Source organism: Cellulomonas sp. HZM, assembly GCF_000708885.1.
Lineage (GTDB): Bacteria > Actinomycetota > Actinomycetes > Actinomycetales > Cellulomonadaceae > Cellulomonas.
Map to the genome: position 1 here is coordinate 147,068 of NZ_JEOE01000004.1, position 24,426 is coordinate 171,493.

Annotated in this window: 28 protein-coding genes; 9 read left to right on the plus strand and 19 right to left on the minus strand. The window is 73.2% G+C overall.

Features of this window, described 5'->3' with window-relative positions; genetic code table 11:
* The first annotated feature begins 12 nt into the window (after positions 1 to 12).
* Genes AW16_RS16840 through AW16_RS0104395 form a run of 3 tightly spaced genes read left to right on the plus strand, consistent with a single transcriptional unit; the run spans position 13 to position 3,623 of the window.
* Entirely contained in the window at positions 13 to 1,623 is a 1,611-nt protein-coding gene (locus tag AW16_RS16840; RefSeq protein WP_156044042.1) for a hypothetical protein, read from the plus strand.
* Entirely contained in the window at positions 1,620 to 3,137 is a 1,518-nt protein-coding gene (locus AW16_RS0104390) for a hypothetical protein (RefSeq protein WP_029288335.1), read from the plus strand. The genes AW16_RS16840 and AW16_RS0104390 overlap by 4 nt, the downstream gene beginning before the upstream one ends.
* Before the next feature lie 9 nt (positions 3,138 to 3,146).
* A complete protein-coding gene (locus tag AW16_RS0104395; RefSeq protein WP_029288333.1) occupies positions 3,147 to 3,623 on the plus strand; it encodes a PPOX class F420-dependent oxidoreductase in 477 nt (158 codons plus the stop codon).
* Positions 3,624 to 3,677: 54 nt separating this feature from the next.
* Here AW16_RS0104395 and AW16_RS0104400 read toward each other — a convergent pair whose 3' ends face one another.
* The 4 genes from AW16_RS0104400 to AW16_RS0104415 all read right to left on the minus strand — a co-directional run bounded on the left by AW16_RS0104400 (position 3,678) and on the right by AW16_RS0104415 (position 5,376).
* Positions 3,678 to 4,334, minus strand: coding sequence for an NADPH-dependent F420 reductase (locus AW16_RS0104400; protein WP_255347049.1), 657 nt, complete (start codon positions 4,332 to 4,334; stop codon positions 3,678 to 3,680).
* Positions 4,335 to 4,370: 36 nt separating this feature from the next.
* The gene (locus AW16_RS0104405; RefSeq protein WP_029288329.1) at positions 4,371 to 4,751 is read right to left on the minus strand and encodes a nitroreductase/quinone reductase family protein; all 381 of its coding nucleotides are present in this window, start codon (positions 4,749 to 4,751) and stop codon (positions 4,371 to 4,373) included.
* A 160-nt stretch (positions 4,752 to 4,911) separates the two neighbouring features.
* Positions 4,912 to 5,037, minus strand: coding sequence for a hypothetical protein (locus AW16_RS18880; RefSeq protein ID WP_255347048.1), 126 nt, complete (start codon positions 5,035 to 5,037; stop codon positions 4,912 to 4,914).
* Between the two features lie 78 nt (positions 5,038 to 5,115).
* Complete coding sequence (locus AW16_RS0104415) at positions 5,116 to 5,376, minus strand: GlsB/YeaQ/YmgE family stress response membrane protein (protein WP_029288327.1); 261 nt, start codon at positions 5,374 to 5,376, stop codon at positions 5,116 to 5,118.
* 115 nt (positions 5,377 to 5,491) lie between these two features.
* Between AW16_RS0104415 and AW16_RS0104420 the strand changes: the two genes are divergently transcribed.
* Positions 5,492 to 5,761 carry a Rho termination factor N-terminal domain-containing protein gene (locus AW16_RS0104420; protein ID WP_029288326.1) on the plus strand — a complete coding sequence of 90 codons (270 nt, stop codon included), beginning with the start codon at positions 5,492 to 5,494 and terminating at the stop codon, positions 5,759 to 5,761.
* Between the two features lie 16 nt (positions 5,762 to 5,777).
* Here the strand turns inward: AW16_RS0104420 and AW16_RS0104425 are convergent, their stop codons facing one another.
* From AW16_RS0104425 to AW16_RS18885, 8 genes are all read right to left on the minus strand, one after another.
* The gene (locus AW16_RS0104425; protein WP_029288324.1) at positions 5,778 to 6,110 is read right to left on the minus strand and encodes a PRC-barrel domain-containing protein; all 333 of its coding nucleotides are present in this window, start codon (positions 6,108 to 6,110) and stop codon (positions 5,778 to 5,780) included.
* Entirely contained in the window at positions 6,097 to 6,516 is a 420-nt protein-coding gene (locus AW16_RS0104430) for a hypothetical protein (protein WP_051681656.1), read from the minus strand. The genes AW16_RS0104425 and AW16_RS0104430 overlap by 14 nt, the downstream gene beginning before the upstream one ends.
* Complete coding sequence (locus tag AW16_RS0104435) at positions 6,513 to 7,742, minus strand: Nramp family divalent metal transporter (protein ID WP_029288322.1); 1,230 nt, start codon at positions 7,740 to 7,742, stop codon at positions 6,513 to 6,515. The genes AW16_RS0104430 and AW16_RS0104435 overlap by 4 nt, the downstream gene beginning before the upstream one ends.
* Positions 7,739 to 8,212 (minus strand): hypothetical protein, encoded by a 474-nt coding sequence (locus AW16_RS0104440; RefSeq protein WP_029288320.1) that lies wholly within the window; start codon positions 8,210 to 8,212, stop codon positions 7,739 to 7,741. Before AW16_RS0104440 ends, AW16_RS0104435 begins: the two co-directional genes overlap by 4 nt.
* A 71-nt stretch (positions 8,213 to 8,283) precedes the next feature.
* Positions 8,284 to 9,426 carry a glutathione-independent formaldehyde dehydrogenase gene (locus tag AW16_RS0104445; protein ID WP_029288319.1) on the minus strand — a complete coding sequence of 381 codons (1,143 nt, stop codon included), beginning with the start codon at positions 9,424 to 9,426 and terminating at the stop codon, positions 8,284 to 8,286.
* Between the two features lie 98 nt (positions 9,427 to 9,524).
* Positions 9,525 to 10,403, minus strand: coding sequence for an SDR family oxidoreductase (locus AW16_RS0104450; protein ID WP_029288317.1), 879 nt, complete (start codon positions 10,401 to 10,403; stop codon positions 9,525 to 9,527).
* 109 nt (positions 10,404 to 10,512) lie between these two features.
* Entirely contained in the window at positions 10,513 to 11,169 is a 657-nt protein-coding gene (locus tag AW16_RS0104455) for an SPFH domain-containing protein (protein WP_029288315.1), read from the minus strand.
* 334 nt (positions 11,170 to 11,503) lie between these two features.
* A complete protein-coding gene (locus AW16_RS18885; protein ID WP_255347047.1) occupies positions 11,504 to 11,638 on the minus strand; it encodes a hypothetical protein in 135 nt (44 codons plus the stop codon).
* 85 nt (positions 11,639 to 11,723) lie between these two features.
* On the opposite strand from AW16_RS18885, the gene AW16_RS0104465 reads away from it, so the two are divergent.
* Together AW16_RS0104465 and AW16_RS0104470 are read left to right on the plus strand one after the other, a co-directional pair.
* Positions 11,724 to 11,978, plus strand: a complete 255-nt coding sequence (locus AW16_RS0104465) for a hypothetical protein (protein ID WP_029288314.1) — start codon at positions 11,724 to 11,726, stop codon at positions 11,976 to 11,978.
* The gene (locus tag AW16_RS0104470) at positions 11,975 to 12,367 is read left to right on the plus strand and encodes a type II toxin-antitoxin system VapC family toxin (protein WP_029288312.1); all 393 of its coding nucleotides are present in this window, start codon (positions 11,975 to 11,977) and stop codon (positions 12,365 to 12,367) included. Before AW16_RS0104465 ends, AW16_RS0104470 begins: the two co-directional genes overlap by 4 nt.
* Here the strand turns inward: AW16_RS0104470 and AW16_RS0104475 are convergent.
* Positions 12,357 to 12,848 carry an ATP-binding protein gene (locus tag AW16_RS0104475; protein WP_231495942.1) on the minus strand — a complete coding sequence of 164 codons (492 nt, stop codon included), beginning with the start codon at positions 12,846 to 12,848 and terminating at the stop codon, positions 12,357 to 12,359. The genes AW16_RS0104470 and AW16_RS0104475 overlap by 11 nt on opposite strands.
* Positions 12,849 to 13,107: 259 nt before the next feature.
* Between AW16_RS0104475 and AW16_RS0104480 the strand changes: the two genes are divergently transcribed.
* Positions 13,108 to 16,383, plus strand: coding sequence for a glycosyl hydrolase (locus tag AW16_RS0104480; protein WP_231495941.1), 3,276 nt, complete (start codon positions 13,108 to 13,110; stop codon positions 16,381 to 16,383).
* 7 nt (positions 16,384 to 16,390) lie between these two features.
* Here the strand turns inward: AW16_RS0104480 and AW16_RS0104485 are convergent, their stop codons facing one another.
* Positions 16,391 to 17,374, minus strand: coding sequence for a LacI family DNA-binding transcriptional regulator (locus tag AW16_RS0104485; protein WP_029288309.1), 984 nt, complete (start codon positions 17,372 to 17,374; stop codon positions 16,391 to 16,393).
* A 168-nt stretch (positions 17,375 to 17,542) separates the two neighbouring features.
* Between AW16_RS0104485 and AW16_RS0104490 the strand changes: the two genes are divergently transcribed.
* Positions 17,543 to 18,607, plus strand: a complete 1,065-nt coding sequence (locus tag AW16_RS0104490) for a zinc-dependent alcohol dehydrogenase family protein (protein WP_029288308.1) — start codon at positions 17,543 to 17,545, stop codon at positions 18,605 to 18,607.
* A 23-nt stretch (positions 18,608 to 18,630) separates the two neighbouring features.
* Here the strand turns inward: AW16_RS0104490 and AW16_RS0104495 are convergent, their stop codons facing one another.
* Positions 18,631 to 18,888, minus strand: coding sequence for a hypothetical protein (locus AW16_RS0104495; RefSeq protein ID WP_029288307.1), 258 nt, complete (start codon positions 18,886 to 18,888; stop codon positions 18,631 to 18,633).
* A gap of 85 nt (positions 18,889 to 18,973) precedes the next feature.
* On the opposite strand from AW16_RS0104495, the gene AW16_RS0104500 reads away from it, so the two are divergent.
* Entirely contained in the window at positions 18,974 to 19,930 is a 957-nt protein-coding gene (locus AW16_RS0104500; protein ID WP_029288306.1) for a helix-turn-helix domain-containing protein, read from the plus strand.
* Positions 19,931 to 19,948: 18 nt separating this feature from the next.
* Here AW16_RS0104500 and AW16_RS0104505 read toward each other — a convergent pair whose 3' ends face one another.
* Genes AW16_RS0104505 through AW16_RS0104520 form a run of 4 tightly spaced genes read right to left on the minus strand, consistent with a single transcriptional unit; the run spans position 19,949 to position 24,354 of the window.
* Positions 19,949 to 20,866 (minus strand): hypothetical protein, encoded by a 918-nt coding sequence (locus AW16_RS0104505; RefSeq protein WP_029288305.1) that lies wholly within the window; start codon positions 20,864 to 20,866, stop codon positions 19,949 to 19,951.
* Positions 20,863 to 21,198, minus strand: a complete 336-nt coding sequence (locus AW16_RS0104510; RefSeq protein WP_029288304.1) for a YnfA family protein — start codon at positions 21,196 to 21,198, stop codon at positions 20,863 to 20,865. The genes AW16_RS0104505 and AW16_RS0104510 overlap by 4 nt, the downstream gene beginning before the upstream one ends.
* A 49-nt stretch (positions 21,199 to 21,247) precedes the next feature.
* Positions 21,248 to 21,736 (minus strand): hypothetical protein, encoded by a 489-nt coding sequence (locus tag AW16_RS0104515; RefSeq protein WP_029288303.1) that lies wholly within the window; start codon positions 21,734 to 21,736, stop codon positions 21,248 to 21,250.
* A 23-nt stretch (positions 21,737 to 21,759) separates the two neighbouring features.
* Entirely contained in the window at positions 21,760 to 24,354 is a 2,595-nt protein-coding gene (locus AW16_RS0104520; RefSeq protein WP_029288302.1) for a LuxR C-terminal-related transcriptional regulator, read from the minus strand.
* Between the last annotated feature and the right edge of the window lie 72 nt (positions 24,355 to 24,426).

Genomic DNA, 24,426 nt, shown 5'->3' on the forward strand with positions numbered 1-24,426 from the left:
GAGGCCGTCGCCATGCCCGTTCCTGCCCGCGCGGAGCCCGAGACCGACGCAGTTCCGTCCGACGCAGTGCGTTCCGACGCAGTGCCGTCCGGCAGCCTGCTCGACACGACCGCCACACGCCCCCCGCTGGGCGAGGACGCGCTGCACGACCTCGCGATCGACCAGCTGGTCACGCGGCTTGCGACGCAGGTCGGGGACGACCTCGCCGCGGTGCTGACCGTGCCGCTCGCGACGGTCGACGCCGTCCGTCGCCGGCAGGACGTCGCCCGCGCGCTCGACGTGCCCGCGGTGCGCGCGGTCGTCGAGACGTTCGTCGACGCCGTCACGCGCAGCGTCGGGCAGCACGCGGAGGCGCGCAAGGCGTACCCCGTGGAGGCCGACCTGTGGCGGCTGCACGCGGCGACGACGTACCTCGACGCCCTCGTCGCCCTCGCGTCGGACCTGCCGCGCGAGCTGGCCGGCGCGGGCAGTCGGAGCGCGGCGCTCGACGAGGTCGCCCGCGCATGCGCCGAGCGCGTCGACGAGCCCTCCTTCCGCGAGCTGTACGCGCGCGCGACGGCACTCGCCGCCGCGGTCCACGACGTGACGGTCGCCCTGTGGCTGCACGGCGACACCGTGACCGTGGGGCGGTTCGACGACGAGCCCGACGACGTCGCCACCGTGCGCGAGGTGTTCGCACGGTTCGCGGACCACGGCCGCGCGAAGCGTCGGGTCGCTGCCGCACCTCCACGTACGAGCGGACGCCGGATGGACGAGGTGCAGGCGCACGTCCTGGGCATGGCCGCGCGGCTGCACCCGGAGGTGTTCGACGAGGTGCACGCGTTCGCCGCCGTCGGCGACGTCGTCGACGGGTTCGCCGCCCGGTTCGTGCACGACGTGCGGCTCTACCTCGCGTGGCTCGACGTGATCGCACCGCTGCGGGCCGCCGGGCTGCCGGTGTGCCTGCCGCGGGTCCGTGCCGGGCACGTGCACACCGACGCGCGCGAGGTGTACGACGTCGTCCTCGCGACCCGCCTCGTGGACCGCCACGAGGACGTCGTGACGAACGACCTGACCCTCGCGACGACCGAGCGCCTGCTCCTGCTCTCCGGGCCGAACCAGGGCGGCAAGACGACGTTCGCCCGCGCGGTCGGCCAGCTGCACCACCTCGCCGCCGTCGGGCTGCCCGTGCCGGGGCGCCGCGTCGCGCTCGGCCTCGCCGACCAGGTCCTGACGCACTTCGAACGGCCCGAGCGGCTCGGGAACCTGGCGGGCCGACTCGGCGAGGGACTGCACCGCATGAAGGACCTGCTGGGACGCGCGACCGCCGGCTCGGTCGTCGTCCTCAACGAGCCGTTCAGCTCCACGGGGCTGGACGACGCGCGCTTCCTCACGCGCGAGATCCTGGCGCGGGCACGGGCGACCGGCGCCCTCGTCGTGTGCGTCACGTTCGTCGACGACGTCGCAGGACCCGACGGCTCGACGGTCTCCATGGTCGCCGAGGTCGATCCCGACGACGCCGCGGTGCGCACGTTCCACGTGACACGCCGCCCGCCCGACGGCCTCGCGTACGCGCGAGCGCTCGCACGCAGGCACGGGCTGACCGCCGAGCTCGTCCGGAGCAGGCTGGAGGACCGGTCGTGAAGGTCCGGCTCATGTTCCCCGACCACGACGTCGACGGCGCGACGCCCGAGATGGCCGGTGCCGACGCCACGGCCGCGGACCTCGAGCTCGACACGCTGTGGGACGCGATGGCGCGCGGCGACGCGTTCGTGCGCGGGGTGGTCCGCGCGACGACCCTGCGGCCCGTCCAGGACGTCGCCGTCGTCGAGCACCGGCACGCGGTCCTCGCGGAGTGCCGGCGGGTGCCGGGGCTCCTCGACGAGCTCGAGGAGGTCGCAGAGCGGGCCGTGACAGCGGAACGGCGTGCCTCGTCGTGGGTCTTCGACAGGTCCGCCTCCATGAGCCTCGGTCACGCGGTGACGGTGCTCGACCTGCTGCTGGAGGACCTGCGGGCGCTGCGGGCGGTCGCCGACCGGTACGCCGACGACGTGACGTCACCGGGGTGGACCGCGCTGCTCGCGACCGTCCGCGCCGAGATCGACGACGACTACCTCGAGGTGCTGCGTGCCGAGGTGCGCCACCTGCGCCTCGAGGACGGGGTCGTGCTCAGCGCGCACCTGTCCCCGACGGGGCTCGCCTTGGGCCTCGTCCTGCGCCGCCCGCGGCCCGAGAACCACCACGTCCTGCAGCGCAACCCGCTGCTCCGGCCGACGCACTCGTGGACGGTGCCCGAGCGTGACGAGGGCGGTGCCCGCGCGTTCGGCGAGCTCCGCGACCGCGCGATCCTCGACGTCGCGACGACCGCGTTGCACGCCGCCGAGCACGTCGTCGGCTTCTTCGAGGCGCTCCGCACCGAGCTCGCGTTCTACCGCGGCTGCCTCACACTGACGGCCGCGCTCGAGGCAGCGGGCGCACGGTGGTGCCTCCCGACGACGACCACGCCCGCCGCCGGTGAGCACGAGCTGCGATGCGCCGGGGTCTACGACCCCTGCCTCGTGCTGCGCACGGGCACCGCGGCGGTCGTGAACGACGTCGACCTCCGAGGCCGGCGCCTGCTCGTCGTCAGTGGTGCGAACCACGGCGGCAAGTCGACGCTCCTGCGGGCGCTCGGCGTCGCGCACCTCATGGCCCAGGCGGGGATGCCGGTCGCCGCGGAGCAGTGCACGGTCGCGCTGGTGCGCGACGTCCACACGCACTGGGCGCGCGAGGAGGACGCGGACCTGCGCAGCGGGAAGCTCGACGAGGAGCTGACCCGGCTGTCCGACATCGTCGACCGCGTGCGGCCCGGGTCGATCGTCGTCAGCAACGAGTCGCTGTCGTCCACCACGGAGGACGAGGGGGCTGCGATCGCGCTCGAGGTCGTACGCGCGCTCGTCGACTGCGGCGTCGTCGTGTACCTCGTGACGCACCTGTACGACCTGTCGCGCCCGCTGCACGACGACGCGACGCGGCCCGCGGTCTGCCTGCGCGCGCCACGCCTCTCGTCGACCTCGCGGTACCGGCTCGAGCCCGGTGAGCCGCTGCGGACCAGCTTCGGCCGCGACCTGTACGACGAGGTCTTCGCGACGGCCGCGCCGCCCGGCAGCGCGGGCTAGCCTCGACGGATGGCCCGCACCATCGCGACGACCCGCACCGTCGACCTGACCGAGCTCCTCGACTTCGTCCGCCCGCGCCACCGGCTGCTGCTCGCGACGACGCGCCGCGACGGCCGCCCGCAGGTCTCCCCCGTGAGCGGCGGCGTCGACGACGACGGCCGCATCGTCGTGTCCACGTACCCGGGCCGCGCCAAGACGATCAACGCCGAGCGCGACCCGCGCGTCTCGGTCGTCGTGCTCTCCGACGAGTGGGACGGCCCGTGGGTGCAGGTGGACGGCGACGCCGAGGTCCTGCACATGCCCGAGGCTGAGGACGCGCTCGTCGACTACTACCGGTGCATCGCGGGCGAGCACCCTGACTGGGACGAGTACCGCGCGGCGATGCGCGTGCAGGGCAAGTCCCTGATCCGCGTGACGCCGACACGCTGGGGTCCGGTCGCGACGGGCGGCTTCCCGGCGGACGTCGCGGCACGCCTGGGCGGCTGAGCGGGAGGAGCGACGTCGTCGGCCGTCGTCGGCGCCGCGTCCTGACCTCGCAGGTCAGATCGTCCGCGGCGCCTTCGCGAGGTTCTCGACCAGCTCCTCGCGGTTCTGCCGGACCACGTACGCGGGCCGGTCGCGCTCGACGCGCCACGACTCGCTCAGCGGCGAGACGTCGACGGCGTCGAAGCCCAGCGCGTCGTACAGGCGCGTGACGTGCTCGACCGCCTCCGGGTGGTCGCTCGACGTCGCGAGCGCTCGCCGGTCCGGCGTGCCCGCGGGCGTGCCGTCCGTGGTGATCTGCGGCGCCGCGATGTGGTTGAACGCCTTGACGACCTTCGACGTGGGCAGGTGCTCTTGGAGGAGGCCGGACACGGTCGCCTCGCCGCGGTCGAGCCGCTCGTCGTGCCCGTCGCGCTCGAAGTAGTAGTTGTTCGTGTCGAGGACGATCTTGCCCGCGAGCGGCTCGACGGGGATGTCGCCGATCGCCTTGAACGGGACGGTGACGACGGCGACGTCGGCAGCCTGCGCCGCCTCGTGTGCGGTGGCGGCCCGGGCGCGGGGGCCGAGCTCCGCGACGAGGTCCGCGAGCGTCTGCGGGTCCCGCGAGTTGGCGATGACGACGTCGTCGCCGAGCGAGATGACTGCACGTGCGACCTGGCTGCCGATGTGGCCCGCGCCGATGATTCCGTAGGTGGTCATGCGGTGCTCAATCATCCGGTCCGGCGATCCATTCCGGCCCGCCCGGGCGTCTCACGCGTCGAACGTGACCTCGACGAGCGGGCTGTCCGCGAACCAGTCCTCCGACGTGCGACCGTCGCCGTGCGCCAGCTCGGGGATGCCCGCGAGGATCCCCGTGAGCACCGCGCGCCGCTCGGCCGGGTCGGTCACCGGGCGCGCGTGCGCTGCGAGGTCCGCGGTCGCGGACTCCTTGAGGTGGAACGTGAACGCGGGCTCGTCCACGAGGTTGGCGTACCACGCCCGCGGCCGACCCGGCGTGCCGGTGATGTAGAAGCGCCCGTCGACCCGGTGGAACCAGATCTCGATGCGGCGCGGCTCACCCGAGCGCCTGCCGACCGTCGTGATGTCGATGACCCTGTCGGTGCCAAGAGCCTGCGCTGTGGAGTCGTCCATGGGGGCATGATCGCCCCGGCAGCCGCTGGCGGTACCCCGCGCGGGCGATCCTCTCGCATCGCGGACCCCGCGACGGACGGGGCCACGCCTCGACGCGGCGACGGCTGCGTGAAGCGTTACTTCGCTCAGAGCCACGTAACGCTTCACGTACCGTCGGGCGTCACTCCTCGGGGCCTTCGGCAGGGTCCTCGGAGTGCTCGCGCGCGGTCCGGGTGGCCTCCGGGGTCACCGCTCCCTCGGCGGGCTCGTCGGCGTGCTGGCGGTCGTCCTCGTTCGTCGTCGACATGTCGTCTCCCTTCCACACCCATCGTCCGTCCGAGGGGCGCGGCCGGCATCCCGACGACGCATCAGCTGCGACGCCGGCTCACGCCGAGCGGCGCGACCTCAGCCACCGCCAGAGTGCGGTCACGATGATCGCGCCGACGATCGAGCCGATGATCCCGCTGGGGCGGAAGGCGAGGCCGTCGCCCGCGATCAGACTCGCGAGCAGACCGCCGACGAACGAGCCGACGAGACCGGCGACGATCGCCATCGTCCAGTCGATCTGCTTGTTCTCGCGGCCGAGCACCAGCTGGGCCGCGGCGCCGACCAGCATGCCGAACAGGATGAGACCGATGATGAGCATGGCCAGAGATTAGGGCATCCGAGGCTCGGGCGAGCCCAAGCACGTGTGCAGCGGGTGCGGAGCCGTCGGCCTCCGCGCACGATGGGCAGGAGACCACCGACGACGGAGGTGTGCGATGCCCGGACGAGACCCCGGCCCCAGCGTCAAGGACAAGAAGCTCTACGAGGACCTGCGCGACGAGGGGAACAGCAAGGAGAAGTCGGCGCGCATCGCCAACGCCGCCGCCGCGCGCGGCCGGTCCGCGGTCGGCAAGAAGGGCGGCGAGTCGGGCTCGTACGACGACTGGTCCGTCGCCGACCTTCGCAAGCGAGCGGCCGAGATCGGCATCGAGGGGCGCTCGTCGATGAAGAAGGCGGAGCTCGTGAAGGCACTGCGCAACCACTGACGGGCTTACCCGACCGTCAGCCTAGGCGCGGCGACCAGCGGCGGTAGCCCTCGACGGTCACCACCGCGGTGTCGTCGGCCGCCGCGACGTCCTGCCACAGCAGCAGGAACGTGCCGCGGTGCCGCCGGCGCAGCCAGCGGGCCACGAGGGCGGGCGAGCGCTCGTCGTTGCGCTCGTAGCCGAGGAACGACGTCCCTGTGCGCGGGCTGACCAGAACGCCGTGCAGGCGAGGCCGGGCCAGCGACCCGTCGAGCGGGCCGTCGAGCACCAGCCGCACGTCGACGACGAAGCCGAGCCGGACGCCGTCCGCATCGTGCACGGGCACGTCGAGCAGGTCACTCAGGAGCATGACGACCTCCGGGGATCCTGCCGATCACCCGGTCGCGCAACCAGCGCTCGACCCACAGCACATCGAGCCCTTCGCCGCGCACCCCGAGCCGGACCGTCGTCCCCACCTCGGCGACGAGCCGCCACGGGGTGCGGTGCAGCCTGCTGCGCGGCGGGCGGCCACCGAAGATGCGCGTCGCGAGCACCGGTCCGCTCAGCAGGCCCTGGACCGTGACGTCGGTGCCGACGACGGGCTCGGTGAGCTCGAGGTCGTCGAGGGTCATGACCGGCACGTCGTCGACATCGACCACCTGCCGGTCCAGCAGGTGCAGGCGCGCGTCGAGCACGCGCCCGGCCGGCCGCGGGGGCTCGGGCAGCTCCTCGTCGGGGTCGAAGGGGCGCTCGTCGCGCCGCACGCGTGGGCTCATGCACCCGCTCCCGTCGCGATCATCAGGGGGATCGCCGCGAGCGACGCGACGACGATGATGCCGAGGTAGACCAGCCCCACGGCGTTGGTGGCGCGGCCGTTGACGTGCTCGCCCATGTACTCGCGGTCGTTCGCGACGACGAGGATCGGCAGGTACGTCAGCGGCAGCGCGACCGCGGAGAACACCACCGAGTACTCGGTGACTGCGATGGGGTCGACCTCGGTCAGCAGCACCAGCGTCCCGACGAGCACCGCGACGAGCATCGCGGTGTGGAACCGCGCCGCCTCGGCGGGCCGGTGGTGCTTGCCCCACGACCACCCGAAGAACTGCGCGAGCGTGTACCCGGTGGACAGCGCGGTCTCGAGGGCCGCTCCGAACGTCGCGGCGACGATGCCGAGGATCACCACCGCGAGCGCGAGCTTGCCGCCGGCCAGCGCGACCGGCAGCGTGATCTGCGACAAGGACGTCACGTCGACGTGCCGTGGCATCAGCACCACGGCGGCGCACGCGGCGATCGAGATCGACAGCAGCCCGCCGAGCGGGAAGCCGATGAGCACGTTGGCCCGGGACATGTTCAGGTCCTTGACCGTCCACTTCTCCTCACGCGCGCCGGACGAGAAGAAGAAGACCTCGTACGGCGTCATCGCGGCTCCGAACAGCGCGACGGCGTAGTACCAGTACGTCGGCGCGGCCTCGGTCTGCGGGATCGTCGGCCGGACCGCCTGGTCGAGCAGCTCGCCCCAGTCGGGCCCCAGCAGGAACAGCGCGACCGCGAACACGACGAGCGACATGCCGAGCAGGCCGGTGACGTTCTCGAGCACGGAGAACTTGACCCGCCAGAGCACGAGCCACACCGCGAGGCCCGCGAACGGGATCCACAGCCGTTCCTCGACGCTGCTCGCCAGCTCGAGCGCGAGCGCGATGCCGCCCACCTCGGCCGTGAGCGTGAGCATCGTGACGACGAACGACGCGACGAGGTTCATGCCGCCGACGCGCGGGCCGAGGCGCTCGCGGATGATCTCGAAGGTCGCGCGCCCGCTCACGGCAGCCACCCGGCCCGACATCTGCGCGAACACGCAGATGCCGACGATCCCGACGAGCACCACCCACACGAGCGAGAGCCCGAAGCGTGCCCCGACGACCGCGTTCGTGACCAGGTCACCGATGTCGACGAAGCCGCCGATCGCGGTGAGGATGCCGAGCGCGACGCCGAGGAGCTTCTTCACGAGCCGCTCCCCGCGGCGGCATCCACCGCGTCGGACGCGTCATCGACCCGCTGCGTCGCCACCCCCAGCGCCGACCGGACGTCGGCCACGTCGGTGCCGTCGACGCCGTTCACCCACTCCCGGGCGTCCGCGAGCGCCGTGACGGCCGAGGCCACGGCCTCGACTCCCGCGGCCCGGGCCTTCGACATCTGCGGCGTCGCGGGCTGGTCCCGCGCGAGCGTGCCCTGCGCGCTGCTCGCGTCCTCGATCGCGTCCTGCAGGGTCGTGTCCGCGACCGTCCGGAACGTGCGTCCGTCCGCCAGGAGGTCGACCGTGAGGGTCCCGATCGCGAGGGCCGACGCGGCGCCGTCGAGGGCCGTGCCGAGCACCTCGTCGGAGTGCCGGTCCGCGCCGGCCGGGCCGACGCAGCCCGCGCACAGCGCCACCGCGCACGCTGCCGCGGCGGCTCGGCTCTTCGTCGTCACCGGCACGCGAGCATCCTGACGCGTGCCCGCCCGCTGCGCGCGGCGAGCGATGAGCGGCGAGCGTTGGGCGGTGAGCGTCAGCCGTGCGGACGCAGCAGCACCTTGGTCCAGCCGTCCTCCCGTGCGTCGAACCTCGCGTACGCGTCGGGGGCGTCGTCGAGGCCCAGGTGGTGCGACACGATGAACGACGGCGTCGCGCGGCCCGCGACGATCAGGTCCCGCAGCTGCCGGTTGTAGCGGGCGACGGGCGCCTGGCCCGTGCCCATGTGCTGGCCCTTGGTGAAGAACGTGCCGTAGTCGAAGCCGACGCGGCCCTCTTTCGCGCCCTCCTCGGCCGCACCCGGGTCCTGCGGCACGTACACGCCGACGACGCCGATGCCACCCGTCGCGCGCACCACCTGCACGAGGTTGTCGAGCACCAGCTCGGGGTGCTCGTCGCCCGCGGGGTCGTGCGCCTGGTAGCCGACCGCCTCGACGCCGCAGTCCGTGCCGCGGCCCTGCGTCGCGTCCATGATCTGCTCGACCGGGTCGCCCGCCGAGAAGTCGACGGCCTGCGCACCGATCTTGTCGGCGAGCGCGAGCCGGTCGGCCTGCTGGTCGACGACGAAGACGCGCGCCGCCCCCTGGATCAGGGCCGAGTGCGCGGCCATGAGCCCCACAGGGCCGGCGCCGAACACCGCGACGTCGTCGCCCGGGCTGACGCCCGCGAGCACCGTGCCGTGCCAGCCGGTCGGGAAGATGTCCGACAGCATCGTGAAGTCGTCCTCGTGCTCGGTGCCCTGCGGCAGCTCGAGCAGGTTGGCGTCGGCGAACGGGACCCGCAGGTACTCGGCCTGGCCTCCGGGGTACGGACCCATGTTCGCGTACCCGTAGGCGGCACCCACCATGCCCTCGATCGGGTTGGTGCGCAGGCAGAACGACGTCCAGCCGCTCGTGCAGCTGCGGCACGTCCCGCATGCGACGTTGAACGGCACGCTGACTCGGTCGCCGACCTTGATCCGCGTGACACCGGGACCGACGTCCTCGACGACACCCATGTTCTCGTGACCGAGGACGGTCCCCTCCTCGACGTCCGTCCTGCCCTCGTACATGTGCAGGTCGGAGCCGCAGATGTTGGTGGTCGTGAGCCGGATGACGGCATCGGTGGGGTGCTCGACGCGCGCATCGGGCACGTCCTTGACGACGATCTCGCGGGGGCCTTCGTAGACGACGGCACGCATGTTCTGCTCCTTGCCCGGGGGACTCGGCGGGGCCCTCGTGGGGCCCGCGCCCGTCGTCTCACTCTCACCCCGGACGCCGGGATCGGCGACCGCTCGCGTCAGAACACCGGCTTGCCCCCGGTGACGCCCAGCACGGTCGCGGACACGTACGAGCCCGTGACCTGCGACGCGAGGAACACGAACGCGTGCGCGACCTCCGCAGGCTCGCCGGCGCGGCCGAGCGGCGTGTCCTGGCCGAACGTCTCGAGCTTCTCGGCGGGCTGGGTGGCGGGCTGCAGCGGGGTCCAGATCGGTCCGGGTGCCACCGCGTTGACGCGGATGCCGCGCTCCCCCAGCTCGGACGCGAGGTTGACGGTGATGTTGTTGATCGCGGCCTTCGTCGACGCGTAGTCGACGAGCGACTCGGACGGCTGGTACGCCTGGATCGACGAGCAGTTGACGATCGCCGACCCCTCGCCCAGGTGCTCGAGAGCCTCCTGCGTGACCCACACGAGGGCGTACAGGTTGGTCTTCATCACGCGGTCGAGGTCGTCTGTCGTGACGTCCGCGAACGAGTCCCGGCGAGCCATCTGGAAGCCCGCGTTGTTCACGAGCACGTCCAGGCCCCCGAGCTCGGCGACGGCCGTGCGCACCGAACCGCGCGCCTGGTCCTCGTCGCGCAGGTCCGCCGGGACCAGCACGCACGTGCGGCCCGCGGCGCGCACCCAGCGCGCCGTCTCGTCGGCGTCCTCCTGCTCCTGCTCCAGGTAGCCGATCGCGACGTCGGCCCCCTCCCGCGCGAACGCGATCGCGACCGCGCGGCCGATCCCGGAGTCGCCCCCGGTGATGAACGCCTTGCGGCCGTCGAGGAGCCCGTGCCCGGCGTAGGACTCCTCGCCGTGGTCGGGCTGCGGCCGCATCGGGGCGGTCAGGCCGGGCGGCTCCTGCTGCTGGGCGGGGCGGTCGGGTGTGGTCTGGTCGGGCTGCTGGTCGGGCATCGTCGGCTCCCCTCGGCTCGTGCGACGAGTCCGGCCACGCTAGGCACGCTTCGCCGCACCGGCATCTCGGAGCCCGGTGGCGACCCCGCGGGGTCGCCACCGGTCCAGGTCACGCGCTCGCGACGCCCTGCTTCAGGACGACGGTCGCGCCACCGGCCTCGACGGCCTGGAGCGTCCGCAGCTCGAGGAGGCCCGGCGTGGTCCCGACGAGCCGCGCCGCGTTGGCCAGCGCACGCGTCGCCGCCACCTCGGTGCGTGCACGCTCGAGCGCCACGAGACCCTCGAGCCGCGCGGTGGCGGCGTCGGCCGCGGCTCGGCGCAGCTCGGCCGGCACGACGACGTCGCGCACCGCGAGCCGCTCGAGCACCGCACCCACGCTCGCGACGAACTGCGCCGTCGCTGCGAGCAGCGCGTCGGCCACCTGCACGCGCTGCGCGAGCAGCTCCTCGAGCGTGCGCGCGGCGACCTCGTCACGCAGCGCGACCTGCAGCTCCGCGTACACGAACGCGTCCGGGGTCTGCACGGCCTCGGTCCACGCCCGCGCGTCCGCGACACGCAGCACGCCCGTGAGGCTGACCTTGACCGACAGCCCGTCGGCGGTCAGCACCTCCTGCACCGGCACGGTCAGCACGCGCGGCCGGACGACGACGTGCACGAACCGACGACGCCGACGCGCCAGCCGGAACCTGCCGGGGGCGAGCTCGACCTCGAACCGGCCGTCCTTGTACACCAGGACCTTCTCCCACTCCTGCACGACGATGCGCATCGCTCTCCTCCTCCCGTCGTCCGTCCCCGACCGCCCTTCGGCCGGGTCCACCTCCGTCGCGAGCGCGCGCACCGACCGGCGCGCAGCCCGACGACCGCGGGGGACACCCCGTCGTGCGGGACGTCGCAGACCGCGACCGCCGTGGTGGCCGCACGCCGGCCGGCAGAGATCGGGAATCGAACCCGAGCGCTGTACAGGCGCTGCTCCAGAGGCAGTTGCTCGATGGGCTTCGACGCAGGACCCGCGACGGTCACACCGTCCGGCTGCTCGGCCCGAGCGTGGACGACCGTACGACGAGGCCGTCGGGCGCGTCATCGCATTAATGTCCGCGGCGTCAGCCCTGCGCGCCGACGACCTCGCGGATCAAGCCGGTCGCCTCGGCGTGGTCCTGGACCCGGTGCCCGGCACCGTCGAGCTCCACGTGCCGAGCACCCGCACGGACGAGCGCATCCGCGATCTCGTCGTACATCGTCGCGGATCCACCACGCGCCCGGCGTCGTGCAAGGACTGTCTCATCAGCGCGGGCATGCTTCGAGCATGCTACGGTCATGCCCATGGCCACCCTGCAGGTGAAGAATCTCCCCGACGAGCTGCACACACAGCTGTCCGCACGTGCCCGCAGGCAAGGAGTCACGATGACGGAGTACGTGACCCAGTTGCTGCGCCGCGATCTCGGTCGTCCGTCGATGGATGAGTGGTTGGCGGCTCACCCGCCTGCAGCAGTCCGCCGAACGATCGATGTCGCCGCGGCCCTCGACGACGTACGCGTGGAGTACGCGCCTGACGCACCCATCTCTTCGCCGGCGTGAGGGTCGTCCTCGACGCGAGCGTGGCCGTCCACGCGCTCATCCCTGGCCCGCTCCAGAGGATCGCGCGCGCACGCCTGGCCGGGTCTGAACCCCTCGCTCCTGCACTGATCGACACGGAGGTCCTGTCTGCCGTCGCGCGACTCGAGCGATCCGGAGCCCTGACCAGCGCGGAGGCTTCGGACGCGGTCGACGCGTGGTCCACGTTCCCGTGCGACCGCGTGCATCACGTCGACCTGCTCCGTCACGTCTGGGCGGAGCGCGGCAGGCTCAGGGTCGCGGACGCCTTCTACGTGGCCGTGGCTCGCGCGACCGATGCACCGCTGCTCACGGCCGACCTTCGTCTCGCGTCAGCCGTCGGCGTCGGGGTATCAGTCCTGGTCATCCGCTGACGTCGCCGCTCGCTCTGAGCGTCCCGTCGACGACGACGAGCGGGCCCTCGTCGGGCGTCGGGCGCTCGAAGCCGTCGAGGTAGGCGAGCGCGCGGTCGGGTCGGACCGGGACGTCGTGCGGCCCTTCCCCGGTCCGTCGGGCGAGCCGCGCCAGGACGACCTCGCGCGGGGTGTCGAGGACGTGCACGACCGGCACGATGCCCGCCGGCGCGAGGAGCTCGCGGTAGGCGTCGCGCGAGGCGCGGGACCAGAACGACGAGTCGACGACGACGTCCCGACCCTCCGCGACGAGGGCGAGGAGGGTCGCGTGCAGGTCGGCGTGGACCGCGGCGGCGACCGTCGCCGGGAGCGGGTGGTCGCGATGCCCGAGCTCCCACGCCCGCTCGTCGAACGCGAGCCGGACGTAGCCGTCGCGCTCGAGGCGCGCCGCCGCGGTGGACTTGCCCGCGCCGGCGGGTCCACACATCAGCACGACCGTCACGTCGCCCCTCTCGTCGGGCCGAGCCTAGGTCCGCGGGCGTCCCAGGTCTTGACTTCGGCGAACGATCGGACAACTCTGGGCAAACCCCTAGTGACACGAGTCACTCGGTCGAGCCGGGCGCAACGACGCGCTCCGCCGGCCGCGCACCCTGACGACGGAGTCCCCTATGCACAACGGCGTGCCATCGAACCCGACCCAGCGGCCCACGCGCCGGAGCCGATCGACCCGAGCGACGCGGCGATCCGTCGTCGGGGGTGCGGTGATCGCCGCGATGCTTGCGGTGCTCACGCCGCTGCTCGTCACCACCTCGGCCGGCGCGGTGTCGGTGGGGTCAGGCAGCTACGCCGAGGGCACACCCGCCGGCGGCGCCGTCCCGACCGAGTGCAACGGCACGCCCGTGACGAACCCGCGCGCGCACGTCACCGCGAGCTTCCCCGCCGGTGCGATCCCCACCAACGACTGGTGGACGTCGCTGCTGTGGCGCAAGTTCGACTGCGCGTCGATCTCCGAGAACCTCATGGCGCACCCGCTGTCGTTCCACGCGTACACGAACGGCCTCGGCGTGAGCTACCCGACGACCCCGACGATCTCCGGCACGGCGACCGGCGTGGGCGAGTACCACTACCCGTACGCCGAGGACTTCCGCCTGGGCATCGCAGGCCTGTCGTCGGACGGGAAGGTCGACGGCTACTCCGACTGGACCGTGAGCGAGCTGTGGAGCAGCGGCTCGAACAGCCTGCGCACCACGTTCGGGCACGGCCTGCCGTTCGTCTACGCGACGAAGACCGGCGGCAACGCGACGCTCACCGGCAGCGCCGCCCCCACGGTGTGGAGCAACGCGAACGCCGCGGTCGGCTTCACGCTCAACGGGCACGACTACGCCGCGTTCGGCCCCACGGGCTCCACGTGGACGGTGTCCGGCAGCACGATCAGCTCGGCCCTGAACGGCAGCACGTTCTTCTCGGTGGCTGTGCTCCCGACGACGTCGAGCAGCAGCAACGCCGACCGCGTCGCCGCGCTCAACGCCTACGCGCCGTACGCGCACAACCACGTCACGGGCACCAAGGTCTCGTGGTCGTACGACGAGGCGACGGCGAAGATGACCGCGACGTACGCGTTCACCACGACCGCACGCCAGGGCAGCGGCACGGGCACCGTCTTCGCGCTGTACCCGCACCAGCGCGACCACCTCAGCGGGACGACGCTCAGCGGCTACTCGTACACGTCGCCGAGGGGCCCGATGAAGGTCGTCGTCGGCGCCTCGCAGTTCCAGACCGTCACGCCGTTCAACGGTGTGCTCCCGCAGCTCGCCAACACGGGCTTCGCCGCCGGCTCGGCGGACGCGACCCAGCTCAACGGGTACGTGAACAGCGTCGCGTCCGGGGACCCCTTCGCTGGCTTCGGCGACGACACGTACTGGACCGGCAAGGCCTTCGGCCGCATCGCGCAGGTGGTGCAGATCGCAAACGCCACCGGCAACACGTCCGCGCGCGACAGCCTGCTCGCATCCCTCAAGACGCGGATGACGGACTGGATGACCGCCTCGCCCGGCGAGACGACCCGGTCGTTCTGGTACAACTCCGCGTGGGGCACCCTGATCGGCTACCCGGCCTCCTACGGCTCGGACACCGACCTCAACGACCACCACTTCCACTACGGCTACTACGTGGTCGGCGCCGCGACCCTCGCGGAGTTCGACCCCGCGTGGGCGGCCGACTCCGCATACGGCGGCATGGTCAACACGATGATCAAGGACGCCGCCAACTGGGACCGGAGCGACACCCGATTCCCGTTCCTGCGCGACTTCGACGTCTACGCCGGCCACGACTGGGCATCCGGGCACGGCGCGTTCGGCGCGGGCAACAACCAGGAGTCGTCGTCCGAGGGCATGAACTTCGCCAGCGGGCTCGTCCAGTGGGGTCAGGCCACAGGCAACAAGGCCGTCCGTGACCTCGGCATCTACCTCTACACGACGCAGGCGTCGGCCATCGAGAACTACTGGTTCGACACCGACGACGAGGCGTTCCCCGCCGCGTTCGGCCACTCGACGGTCGGCATGGTGTGGGGCGACGGCGGCGCGTACTCGACGTGGTTCAGCGCCGACCCCGAGATGATCCAGGGCATCAACCTGCTGCCCTCGACGGGCGGCCACCTGTACCTCGGCTACGACCCGGCGTACGTGAAGCGCAACCTCGCCGAGCTCGAACGCAACAACGGCGGGCCGGCCACCGTGTGGCAGGACATCATCTGGGAGTTCCAGGCGCTCGCGGACGCCCCGACGGCGCTCTCGCAGTTCCGCGCGCAGGCCTCGTCGTACACGCCCGAGGAGGGCGAGTCGAGGGCGCACACGTTCTACTGGCTCAAGAACCTCGCGGGCCTCGGGACGGTCGACCGGTCGGTCACGGCGAACACACCGCTGCACGCGGTGTTCGTCAAGGACGGTGTGCGGACCTACCAGGCGGCCAACGTGGGCTCGACGCCGATCACCGTGACGTTCTCGAACGGCGTGACGCTGTCCGTACCGGCCCGCTCGGTGGCCAGCTCGAGCGGCACCGCCCCGACGGACACCACGCCGCCGTCGACGCCGACCGGCCTCGCCGCGTCCGGGACGACGAGCACCTCGACGAAGCTGGCGTGGAACGCGTCCACGGACGACGTCGGCGTGACCGGGTACGAGGTGCTGCGCGGCGGGTCGGTGGTCGGGACGACGACCGGGACCACCTACACCGCGACCGGCCTGTACGCCTCGACGACGTACTCGTTCACGGTCCGGGCGTACGACGCGGCAGGCAACCGGTCCGCCGCGAGCAGCGCGGTCTCGGTCACGACACCCGGCTCCAGCGACACCACGGCACCGAGCGTGCCGACCGGGCTGTCCGCGTCGGGCACCACCTCGTCGTCGACGACGCTCACGTGGAACGCGTCCACCGACGACGTCGGCGTGACCGGGTACGAGGTGCTGCGCGGCGGGTCCGTCGTCGGGACGACGACGGCGCGCACGTACACCGCGACCGGGCTGTCCGCATCGACGACGTACTCGTTCACGGTCCGGGCGTACGACGCGGCAGGCAACCGGTCCGCCGCCAGCAGCGCGGTCTCGGTCACGACGGCCGGCACGACGACCGGTCGCGACGCGACCTCCCGGATCGAGGCCGAGTCGTACGACGGGATGGCCGGCGTCGCGACCGAGAGCACGTCCGACACCGGGGGCGGCCTGGACGTGGGGTGGATCGGCAACGGCGACCACGTGCGGTTCGACTCGGTGAACTTCGGCTCGTCGGCGAAGCGGACGTTCACCGCCCGCGTCGCATCCGGCGCAGCAGGTGGCGTCAGCGGGCTCGTGAACGTCCGGCTCGACAGCCTCACCGGCCCGTCGATCGGCAGCTTCGCGATCGCCAGCACCGGCGGCTGGCAGACGTGGCAGACCGTGCCCGCCAACATCACCGACACCACGGGCACGCACACCGTCTACCTGACGTTCGACTCCGGGCAGCCCGCCGACTTCGTGAACCTCAACTGGTTCACGTTCAGCTGACCGGGAGCTAGGTCGACGCCCGGACGACGACATGGAAGACGTCGTCCGGGCGCTCCGGCTCGTCCGCGCCGTCGAGCGCCGCCAGCACCGACGCGGCGAGGTACGTGGCCTGCGCGTCGATGTTCTGCCAGACGGTCGTGAGCGGCGGCGCGGCGAGGGCTGCGACCGGGACGTCGTCGACCCCGATGACCGCGATGTCGGCGGGGGCGGAAAGGCCCTCGGCGCGCAGCCCGGCGAGCACCGCGAGAGCGACCTCGTCGTTGTACGCCGCGACGGCCGTGACGGGCTCGTCGCCCGCACGCCACTCCTGCACCGCGGCGCTCGCGGAGGTCACGTCCAGCCCGACCGCCCGGACGGCAGGCGCGGGCAGACCCAGACGCTCGCACGCCGCCGCCGCACCCGCGGCACGCCGGTCGGCGAACTCCGCCAGCCGCTCGTCGCTCGGCGCCGCGTACGCCAGCACCCGGTGCCCCCGCGCCGCGAGGTGCTCCACCTGCAGGCGACCGATCTCGCGCTGCGGGACGGAGAACGTGCCGGGCTCCGGGTCGGCGTCGAGCGTGCTGCCGACCACCTGGATGCCTGCCTGCCGCATCGCGTGCGCGTCGTCCGCCGCGAACGGCACCAGGCCCAGCACGGCACGCGGCGTCACGGCCCCCCACAGGTCCGCGAGCCGACGGGGCCCGCGGTCGTGGTGCACGAGCAGGGACAGCCCGCGCTCGGCGAGCTCCGCGGTGAGGTGGTCGAGCAGCGTGTCGATCACCGGCCCGACGGTCCAGTCCGGGAGCACCAGCAGCACGAGGTCGCTGCGCCCCCGGCGCAGGGCGCGCGCGGCCGCGGACGGGGTGTAGCCGAGGCGCTCGGCCGCCTCGCGCACGCGCTGCCGGGTGGCCTCCGGGATCGCGACGCCCGTCTTGCCGTTGAGCACGTAGCTCACCGTGGTGCGGGAGACGCCGCTCTCGCGGGCGACGTCGGCGCTGGTCAGGCGAGCCATCTCGGCCCCGCTTGCCGCAGCCGGGCGCGCGCGGGCGAGTTCGGTGTCATGGCGCCAGCGTGCCGCAGTCGCCCGCCCGCCCGGAAGGGGCGCGCCGACTGCGCACGCGGCCCTCGCCGGCATGGGCGAGACTGCTTTGCAGCCACCCATCCCTGCAAGGAGGAACCCATGCGCGCGACGGTCATCCACGGCGAGCGGGACATCCGCGTCGAGACGGTCCCCGACCCGGAGATCCGGTTCGGCACCGACGCGGTCGTCCGCGTCGTCGCGGCGTGCGTGTGCGGCTCCGATCTGTGGCCGTACCGCGGCGTGACGCCGACGAAGCGACCGCACCGCATCGGGCACGAGTACGTGGGCGTCGTCGAGGAGGTCGGCGACGACGTGCGCGACGTGGCCGTCGGCGACTTCGTCATCGCACCGTTCTACGTGTGCGACGGCACGTGCGTGAACTGCCGCAACGGCGTCAGCACGTCATGCCTGCACGGCGGCTGGTGGGGCAGCCACGACGCCGAGGGCGCCTCGGCGGACGGTGGCCAGGGCGAGCGGGTGCGCGCCCCGTTCGCGGACGGCACGCTCGTCGTCGTCCCCGGCTTCGACCCGGACTCCGAGACCGGGCGCGCCCTCGTGCCGCACCTGCTGACGCTGTCCGACGTGATGTGCACGGGTCACCACGCGGCCGTCGCGGGCGGGGTGCGCGAGGGCTCGACCGTGGCCGTCGTCGGCGACGGAGCGGTGGGCCTGAGCGCGGTCGCCGCCGTGCGCCGGCTCGGCGCCGCACGCATCGTCGCGATGTCGCGCCACGATGACCGGCAGGCGCTCGCGCGCGAGCTCGGAGCCACCGACGTCGTGCCCGAGCGGGGCGACGAGGGCGTGGCGCGGCTCAAGGAGATGTTCGACGGCGTCGGGCCCGACGTGGTGCTCGAGTGCGTCGGGACCAAGGAGTCGATGGACCAGGCGCTGCGATCCGCCCGGCCGGGTGGCCAGGTGGGCTTCGTCGGCGTCCCGAACGGCGGCCCGGAGCTGCCCGTACGGACCATGTTCGACTCCAACGTGGGCGTCCGCGGCGGCGTGGCACCCGTACGCGGGTACATCGAGGACCTGCTGCCCGAGGTGCTGGACGGCTCGCTGCGGCCCGGCATCGTGTTCGACCTCGAGCTGCCGCTCGAGCAGGCCGCCGAGGCGTACGCGGCAATGGACGAGCGGCGCGCGACGAAGGTGCTGCTGCGGCCGTAGTGCCGAGGACGGCCCGCCTCGCGTCAGGCGGCTCGGTCCATGTGGACCGCGCGTGCCGTCCAGGTCGGCTCGGCGAGCGGCCGGGTCGCCGTCGGGGCGTCGTGCCCGACGAGAGCCGCCACGTCGGCGGCTGTGCGGCGCGCGTCGGCGTCACGCTCGTCGGCCGCCACCGCGCCGGCGGACCGGCGGGCGAAGGGGTCCCACCGCGTCGTGCGCAGCGCGAGCACGACGAACGGCGAGGCGATCACGAGGGCTGCGATGACAGTCACGATGGTGTCCATGCGGCCACTCTCGTCGGGCCGCACGACGCCGACGAGTGGCAGCCACGACGTTGACCGTCAACATCCTGCCAAGTAGTCTGGCGCGATGCTGCGCAGCGTCGGGGTCCTGCTCGTGGACGGTCTCGCCATGTTCGAGTTCGGGGTCGTGTGCGAGGTGTTCGGCATCGACCGGACCGACGAGGGCGTGCCGGCGTTCGACTTCCGCGTCGCCGGGGTCGAGGCAGGCGGCACGATCCGGTCGGGCATCGGCGTCGACCTCGTCACCCCGCACGGCCTCGACGCGCTCGACGACGTCGACCTGGTCGCCGTCCCCGCGACCGTCGTGCGCGACGAGTACGAGCCCGCGGTGCTCGACGCCGTCCGCCGCGCGCACGCGCGTGGAGCGACGATCGTGTCGGTGTGCTCGGGCGCGTTCGTGCTCGCCGCCGCAGGGATCCTCGACGGCCGCGTCGCGACCACGCACTGGCGGCACGCGGCCGAGCTGTCCGAGCGCTTCCCCGAGGTCACGGTGGACCCCGACGTGCTGTTCGTCGACGACGGCCAGATCGTCACGAGCGCCGGCACCGCGGCGGGCATCGACGCGTGCCTGCACATCGTCCGGCGCGAGCTCGGCAGCTCCGTGGCCAGCACCATCGCCCGCCGCATGGTGGTCCCGCCGCAGCGTGACGGCGGGCAGCGCCAGTTCATCCCGCAGCCCGTGCCCGAGTGCTCCGACGACTCGCTGCGGCACGTGCTCGAGTGGGTGCAGGGCTCGCTCGCCGACGACCACACGGTCGACACGCTCGCGGCCCGCGCGCTCATGTCGTCGCGCACGTTCGCGCGCCGGTTCGCCGCCGAGACCGGCACCACGCCCATGCGCTGGCTCACGAGCCAGCGGGTCCAGCACGCGCAGCGGCTGCTCGAGGAGACCGGTCTGGACGTCGAGGAGGTCGCGCGCGAGTGCGGGTTCGGGTCCGCGGCGCTGCTGCGGCACCACTTCCGCCGCGTCGTCGGCATCCCGCCCCTCGACTACCGCACCGCGTTCCGCGCGGACGTCGCCTGACCCGTCCGCCGGCGGCGGCTAGGTCGCCGTCAGGAACGTCTCCGTCGACGAGCCCGTCGGGACCGCGAGCGGCACGCCGCCCTCGCCGCCCACCAGCGTGAGCACCGTGACGTCCGCGAGCTCCGGGTGCGGAGCGGCATCGACCCGGTCCAGCGCACCCAGCGGCACGACGACCCGCGCGAGCGAGTAGTCGGGACGGGCGCTGCGCGTGATCCCCTCGCGCCGCGTCACGAGCTCGAGCGTGCGGGGTCCGCTCGCGACGACAGCACCCGCGAGCCTCGTCGGGAGGAACAGGCTGACCACCCGGTGCCACCACGCGGCCGGTCCGGTGCGGCGGGTCTGGAGCGTGCGCGGCCCGTGCCACGCCTGCGCGCGCAGGTCGGGCCGCGAGCGCGCCACGTCCAGGTACTCGCTCACTAGCCCGCGGCCGCGCGGGCCGAGGTCGTCGGAACCGGGCGGCGGACCCCCGGGCGCGGCCGCGACGGCGCGTGCGACCGGGCTGATCGGCGCGTCGCTCGTCGCCGACCGCAGCTCGGAGACCAGCTGCTTCATGCTGCGCCCCGCCGAGCCGTTGTACCGGAAGGACAGCGTGCCACCGTGCCGGTCGTGCAGCGTGAACCGGGCGTCGAGCAGGTCGACGGCGTCGACCACCGCGAGCACGTCCCCGTACGCGACGGCGCTCTCGTCGAACCCGCCGGCCGCGATGCGTGTCAGGACGGTGATGCGCGTGTCGTCGAGCACGACGAGGTGGTCGTACAGGTCCATGTCCGGCGTCGCGTCGCGTCGGGCGATGTCGCGCGGCACCTTGAGCACCAGCCGGGTGCGAGCCAGGTCGAGCCGGAACGGGCGGAACAGGCGCGGCACGTCGTCGGCCGAGCGGACCTCGTCGACCCACGGCCCGAACGCGTCGTACTCCCGGGTGTCCCGGTCGCTCATGCCGACCTCGGCCCGTACATGATCACCGCGACGCCGCCCAGGCACAGGAGCGCGCCGGCGACGTCGTAGCGGTCGGGCCGGAAGCCGTCGGCGACCATGCCCCACAGCAGCGAGCCGACGACGAACACGCCCCCGTACGCCGCGAGGATCCGGCCGAAGTGCGCGTCGGGCTGCAGGGTCGCGACGAACCCGTACAGCCCGAGCGCCACGACGCCGGCACCGACCCACACCCAACCCTTGTGCTCGCGCACGCCCTGCCACACCAGCCACGCACCGCCGATCTCGCAGATCGCGGCGGCGACGAACAGGACCAGCGACCTGACGACCGTCATGGTCCCGAGTGTGCCAGTGCGCCCGGTCGCCCCGGCCTCCGAAGGTCCGTCAGTGCAGCGCGTACTTCATCGCGATGACCGCCAGGCCGAAACAGCCGCACACGGCGATCTCCGAGACGAGCGCGAAGCCACGCCGGCCCGCTCGGTAGGCCGCGAACCCGCCCGCCGTCATGAGCAGGCCCACCGTGAACCACATCGCGACCCACGCCGCGCCGGGCACCGAAGCGCCGAGCAGCCGCGCGACGACGTAGACGACGATCGGCGGCACACCTCCCAGCAGCACGCCCCAGTTGCTCCGCAGCGCGTGCCCCAGCCGCCGCGTCGTCGAGTGCTCGGGGTCCAGGAACCGCCCGCCGACGGCGTCGACGTACACGTGAGCGAGCCAGTACACGAGGGTGACGACGCCCGCCGCGAGGACGACGTGGCCACCCGGTCCCGGGTGCAGGCTCGACACCGCGAGGACCGACGCCGTCACGATGGCGCCGTAGAGCAGCTCGGACGCGCTGTGCGGTGACACCTGGCGAGCGACGTGCCGCACCAGGCCACCGGATCCTGAGCCGCTCACAGGTACCTCGCCTCTCGTGCCCGGACGACGGCATCCGCCCGGGAAGCCGCGCCGAGCTTGCGCATGATGTTCTTGGCGTGCGTCTTGATGGTGTTGACCGAGACGAACAGCGTCGCCGCGATCTCCGGGTACGTGAGCGACGTGGCGAGATAGCCGAGCACCGTCCTCTCCCGCTCCGAGAGCTCGGGTCCGGTGAGCCGCGGCACACGGAGGTCGCGAGCGCCCGTGACCGGGCGTGCGGCCAGCAGCGCGGCGACGAACGGTGTGACGGTCCTGGAGCGGGCGACGCCCCGGACGGCGTCGAGCGACGCGAGCCCGGCCTCCTGCAGCGGGAGCACCCATCCCTCGGGCTCGGCCCGCGCCAGCACCTGCCGCGCGGCGTCCACGATGTCCCCGTCCTCGGCCTGCGCGAGCGCGAGTGCGACGAGCGACGCGTCGAGCCGCCGCCGCGGGGATCGTGCATCCCGCTCGACGTTCTCGAGCGTGGCACGTGCCCGGCCGAGGTCGCCGTCCGCGAGCCGCAGGTGCGCCTCGACGATCCTCCGCAGCCACGGGCTCGACATGGCATCCATCGTGCTCGCCGCTCCGTCGAGGTCACCGGTGTCCAGCAGAAGCCGAGCTCGCCGCGCGCGCACACGGTCGACGAGGCCGCTCGTCGTCGGCGCGTGACGCAGCAGGCGGCGGCACTCGTCGACCACGCGGAACGCGTCGTCGTCGCCTTGTACCCACAGGGCGCGCGACAGACCGAGCAGTGCGAGGACCCGGGCCGGCAGTCGTAGGGCGGAGACGTGCTCGCCGGCCGCCGCGAGGATGCCAGCCGCGTACGACGAGCGCCCACGTTCCAGGTGGACCGATGCCGCGACGACCTCGGGGTGCAGGCGTAGGTCGTGCGAGGCGGGAGCCGCCGCACGCATGCGCTCCGCCAGCGCGTCCGCGACACCCAGCGCGCGCTCGAGGTGCCCCTGCGCGAGCAGGACGTGAGCGGTGGTGCCGGCGATCTCGGCCTGGGCCGCTCGACCGAAGGGCTCGCGGGCCGTCCGGAGCGTCTCGTCGGCTGCCTCCTCCTCCCCCTGCCACGCGAGCGCACGTGCCACGCCCGCCGAGGCGAGCGCCGACCACTCGTCGTCGCCGGGGCCGCTCTCGATCGCCGTCCGACCGTGACGGACCGTGGCTCTCGTGTCGCCGAGCGCCAGCGCGCTCAGCGCGCGCACGCACCACAGCTGCTGACGCGTCGACGCCTCGAGCACCCCAGAGGGCCCGCTCTCACCCGCCAGCGCCGCGACCCTGGCCGCGAGCCGGTCCGCATCCTGCGGGAACCCCTGAACCAGCAGCGCACTCGCGTAACCCACGGCTGCCTGGAGGCTCGCGCGCAGGTCGTCGTCCGTGAGCACGCGCTCCGCATCGTCGAACACGGGCAGCGCGGCGTCCGCGTACGCCTCGAGCACGCCGTCCTGCACGCCTGCGATCGCGTCCCGGCGCCTGCCCGCCCGCCATCGGTGGCGGAACGCGGCGGCCGGTCGGCCGTGCTCGTCGTGCCACCGAGCAGCACGCTCGTGCAGCGCAGCCTCGCGCTCCGGATCGAGCGCGCTCAGGCGGGACCGCAGCAGCTCGGCGAACAGCTGGTGGTAGCGGAACTCCGTGCCGGCCGGGTCGAGCCGGACGAGCATCAGCGACGCCCGCTCCACGTCCTCGAGCGTCACGGCGGACCCCGGTGCCAGCACGGCCGCGAGCGCGGGAGTGAGGACCTCGGCGACGCACGTGTCGAACAGGAACTCGCGCACGTGCTCGGGCTGGGCGTCGAGGACCTCGGACCACAGGTAGTCGCGCGCCGCAGCGTCGGAGGAAGCCAGACGCGCGATGACGTCGTCGCGCCGTCGGGTGTCGCGCAGCGCGAGGCCCGCGAGCTGTACACCTGCTGCCCAGCCCTCGGTGCGGCCCTGCACGAGGTCGACGACGTGGGCGTCCGCGGGCGCACCGAGGCGACGCAGCACGTCACGCACGGCGCGCGCGTCGAACCGGAGGTCCGCCTCGCGCACCTCCACGAGACCCCCGGTGACCCGAAGCCGGTCCAGGCCGAGCCAGGGCTCGCTGCGCGCGCCGACGAGCAGGCGTATCTGAGCCATGCCGCGGGAGAGCAGGAACCGCAGGTGGTCGTGCACGGCGGGGCCCACCAGGTGCAGGTCGTCGAGCACCAGGGCCACCGGGTCATCGAGCGCCTCAGCTTCCGCGAGCAGGCACTCGAGGAGCTGATGGTCCACCCGTTCGTCGAGCGCCAGCAGGTCCAGGCAGGTCGCACCGAACCCCGGTCGTACGGCCGCGACGGCGCGGAGAGCGGCGCGCCAGAACCGGGCGTCGACATCCCCGCGGTCGCACGTCAACCATGCGACGTCGCAGGGATCGCGAGTCGCCGCCCACTGCCCGAGCAGCGACGTCTTCCCCGCACCGGCCGGACCGAGTACGACGGTGAGCGGCGCGGCGGGGTCCTGGCCCAGCCGCGCGAGCAGGTCGGCCCTGGTGACCCACGTGGACGCGACCGGGACGGCGCTCTTGGAGCGCGCGAACGTCGCACCGCCGGTCCGTTCGATCGCCACCACCCGAACGTAGCGGCCCGCGGTTCACCCCGTGGGGGGTGATGTCGTGCCGCATGCCCGGTGGTCGGCTGG

What these genes read in the sequence shown, in the direction of transcription:
- AW16_RS0104490 (WP_029288308.1), top strand. Translation starts at nt 17,543, where the DNA reads ATGCGCGCGACGGTCATCCACGGCGAGCGGGACATCCGCGTCGAGACG.
- AW16_RS0104415 (WP_029288327.1), bottom strand. Translation starts at nt 5,376, where the DNA reads ATGCTCATCATCGGTCTCATCCTGTTCGGCATGCTGGTCGGCGCCGCG.
- AW16_RS0104405 (WP_029288329.1), bottom strand. Translation starts at nt 4,751, where the DNA reads ATGGACGACTCCACAGCGCAGGCTCTTGGCACCGACAGGGTCATCGAC.
- AW16_RS0104465 (WP_029288314.1), top strand. Translation starts at nt 11,724, where the DNA reads ATGGCCACCCTGCAGGTGAAGAATCTCCCCGACGAGCTGCACACACAG.
- AW16_RS0104495 (WP_029288307.1), bottom strand. Translation starts at nt 18,888, where the DNA reads ATGGACACCATCGTGACTGTCATCGCAGCCCTCGTGATCGCCTCGCCG.
- AW16_RS0104510 (WP_029288304.1), bottom strand. Translation starts at nt 21,198, where the DNA reads ATGACGGTCGTCAGGTCGCTGGTCCTGTTCGTCGCCGCCGCGATCTGC.
- AW16_RS0104450 (WP_029288317.1), bottom strand. Translation starts at nt 10,403, where the DNA reads ATGCCCGACCAGCAGCCCGACCAGACCACACCCGACCGCCCCGCCCAG.
- AW16_RS0104485 (WP_029288309.1), bottom strand. Translation starts at nt 17,374, where the DNA reads ATGGCTCGCCTGACCAGCGCCGACGTCGCCCGCGAGAGCGGCGTCTCC.
- AW16_RS16840 (WP_156044042.1), top strand. Translation starts at nt 13, where the DNA reads ATGCCCGTTCCTGCCCGCGCGGAGCCCGAGACCGACGCAGTTCCGTCC.
- AW16_RS0104505 (WP_029288305.1), bottom strand. Translation starts at nt 20,866, where the DNA reads ATGAGCGACCGGGACACCCGGGAGTACGACGCGTTCGGGCCGTGGGTC.
- AW16_RS18880 (WP_255347048.1), bottom strand. Translation starts at nt 5,037, where the DNA reads ATGTCGACGACGAACGAGGACGACCGCCAGCACGCCGACGAGCCCGCC.
- AW16_RS0104455 (WP_029288315.1), bottom strand. Translation starts at nt 11,169, where the DNA reads ATGCGCATCGTCGTGCAGGAGTGGGAGAAGGTCCTGGTGTACAAGGAC.
- AW16_RS0104445 (WP_029288319.1), bottom strand. Translation starts at nt 9,426, where the DNA reads ATGCGTGCCGTCGTCTACGAAGGCCCCCGCGAGATCGTCGTCAAGGAC.
- AW16_RS0104425 (WP_029288324.1), bottom strand. Translation starts at nt 6,110, where the DNA reads ATGCTCCTGAGTGACCTGCTCGACGTGCCCGTGCACGATGCGGACGGC.
- AW16_RS0104420 (WP_029288326.1), top strand. Translation starts at nt 5,492, where the DNA reads ATGCCCGGACGAGACCCCGGCCCCAGCGTCAAGGACAAGAAGCTCTAC.
- AW16_RS0104400 (WP_255347049.1), bottom strand. Translation starts at nt 4,334, where the DNA reads ATGATTGAGCACCGCATGACCACCTACGGAATCATCGGCGCGGGCCAC.
- AW16_RS18885 (WP_255347047.1), bottom strand. Translation starts at nt 11,638, where the DNA reads ATGTACGACGAGATCGCGGATGCGCTCGTCCGTGCGGGTGCTCGGCAC.
- AW16_RS0104395 (WP_029288333.1), top strand. Translation starts at nt 3,147, where the DNA reads ATGGCCCGCACCATCGCGACGACCCGCACCGTCGACCTGACCGAGCTC.
- AW16_RS0104500 (WP_029288306.1), top strand. Translation starts at nt 18,974, where the DNA reads ATGCTGCGCAGCGTCGGGGTCCTGCTCGTGGACGGTCTCGCCATGTTC.
- AW16_RS0104430 (WP_051681656.1), bottom strand. Translation starts at nt 6,516, where the DNA reads ATGAGCCCACGCGTGCGGCGCGACGAGCGCCCCTTCGACCCCGACGAG.